Source organism: Mycobacterium sp. TH-M15 (assembly GCF_057473705.1).
Genome location: NZ_JBYCLB010000347.1, coordinates 1 through 1,832, shown reverse-complemented (window position 1 = coordinate 1,832; position 1,832 = coordinate 1). Strand labels below are relative to the sequence as shown.

The window sequence follows — 1,832 nt, the reverse complement described above, 5'->3', positions numbered from 1 at the left end:
GACCAGTTCCTTGCGCCGCTCCTCGGTCAGCTGCGGCACCGCGATCCGGATCAGGGTGCCGTCGTTGGTCGGGTTCAGGCCGAGGTCGGAGTTGCGGATCGCGGTCTCGATCGCGCCCAGTTGGCCCGTCTCGTACGGCTTGATCACCACCAGCCGCGCCTCGGGGACGTTGATGCTGCACAGCTGGGTGATCGGGGTGGCGGTTCCGTAGTAGTCGACGACGACCTTGGAGAACATCCCCGGGCTGGCCCGGCCGGTGCGGATGGTCGCCAGATCGTCGCGGGTGACCGCGACAGCCTTCTCCATCTTCTCTTCGGCGTCGAAGAGAGCCTCGTCGATCATTGGCGCCGCTCCTCCTCATCGTCGCCGGCGGTCACGGCGTGCTCGGCTCAGCTGGTGACCAGTGTCCCGATCTTCTCACCCGCGACCGCACGAGCGATATTCCCGTCGGAGAGCAGGTTGAACACCAGGATCGGCATGCCATTGTCCATGCACAAGCTGAATGCCGTGGCGTCGGCCACCTTCAGGCCGCGGTCGATGACCTCCCGAGGGGTGATCGCGGCGATCAGTTCGGCGTCCGGGTCGACCCGCGGATCCGCGGTGAACACCCCGTCGACCGCCTTGGCCATCAGCACCACCTGCGCCCCGATCTCCAGCGCGCGCTGCGCGGCCGTGGTGTCGGTGGAGAAGTACGGCAGCCCCATGCCGGCGCCGAAGATCACCACCCGCCCCTTCTCCAGGTGCCGCTGCGCGCGCAGCGGGATGTAGGGCTCGGCGACCTGCCCCATCGTGATCGCGGTCTGGACCCGGGTGTCGATGCCTTCCTTTTCCAGAAAGTCTTGCAGCGCAAGACTGTTCATTACGGTCCCGAGCATCCCCATGTAGTCCGAGCGCATCCGGTCCATCCCGCGCTCCTGTAGCTGGGCGCCGCGGAAGAAGTTGCCGCCGCCGATCACCACCGCAACCTGCACGCCGTCCCGGACCACCTCGGCGATCTGCCGCGCCACCTGGGCCACCACATCGGGGTCCAGGCCCAGCTTCTGCTCGCCGCCGAACATCTCCCCGCCCAGCTTAAGCAGCACCCGCGTGTACTTCGGGCGGGTGGATGCCCCAGCGGTGTCGGCGTCGGCCGGCTCTGCCATCGGACTCCTCGGGCTCTCGGGCTCTCGGCAAAAGGGCACACTCATCCTGCCTCATCGCGGGTTAGCCGGTCAGCCCGGGTTCGGCGGTTCGCCGGTCAGCCGGCCTGTCGCTGCACGTCCTGTAGATGGTGGCCGACCTCGTGCAAGGTGTGGACGGCGACCCAGGCCAGTGTCCGCAGCTGCTTCGTGGGGTAGGTGTAGACGACGGTTCGTCGCCACTCCGGACCGTCGAGGCGGTCCAGGACGTTCGCGAACATCGCCGCGGCGTCACCAAGCTGCCGGGCGACCGCGGCCGGATCCTGATCGGCGTAGCCGTCCAGCTCGACCCGCTGGTCGCGGCCCATCGGCGGGCAGGACGGCGAGTCGACCCACCGGGCGGCAAGCACCCGCTCCCGCTGCACCAGCAGGACGTCGCGGACGTGGCACGCGTACTCCAGCGGCGACCACTGCTGCGGACTGCGCCGGGTCCGCACGTCGAAGTCGGTGCGGCGGACCAGTGCGGCAAGCGTGCGGGCGCCGGCCACGATGCCGTTGCCCGCGTTGCCCTCGTGGTACTCGAATCCGCAGCCGTCGCAGCGGTCCATCCTTCGACGCTACGACTGCGCGACCCGAACGTCAGCCCAGCTGCTGAAACGCGCCGAGGCCGCGGTTCGGGTGGCCGACAACCGGTTCCTGACCGGACTGAGCAGA

Annotated in this window: 3 protein-coding genes; all 3 read right to left on the bottom strand. The window is 68.8% G+C overall.

Features of this window, described 5'->3' with window-relative positions; genetic code table 11:
• On the bottom strand, positions 1 to 342 hold a 342-nt coding region (locus AC2VNT_RS08560), incomplete at its 3' end, for a ribosome-recycling factor (protein WP_486946447.1).
• A gap of 47 nt (positions 343 to 389) precedes the next feature.
• Positions 390 to 1,142: a UMP kinase gene (gene pyrH / locus AC2VNT_RS08555; RefSeq protein WP_486946446.1), complete on the bottom strand. Its 753-nt coding sequence runs from the start codon at positions 1,140 to 1,142 to the stop codon at positions 390 to 392.
• 95 nt (positions 1,143 to 1,237) lie between these two features.
• Positions 1,238 to 1,726: a DinB family protein gene (locus AC2VNT_RS08550; protein ID WP_486946445.1), complete on the bottom strand. Its 489-nt coding sequence runs from the start codon at positions 1,724 to 1,726 to the stop codon at positions 1,238 to 1,240.
• Positions 1,727 to 1,832: the final 106 nt, after the last annotated feature.

Excerpts from the sequence above, each read along its gene's own strand:
- pyrH (WP_486946446.1), bottom strand. The coding sequence starts at position 1,142 with ATGGCAGAGCCGGCCGACGCCGACACCGCTGGGGCATCCACCCGCCCG.
- AC2VNT_RS08550 (WP_486946445.1), bottom strand. The coding sequence starts at position 1,726 with ATGGACCGCTGCGACGGCTGCGGATTCGAGTACCACGAGGGCAACGCG.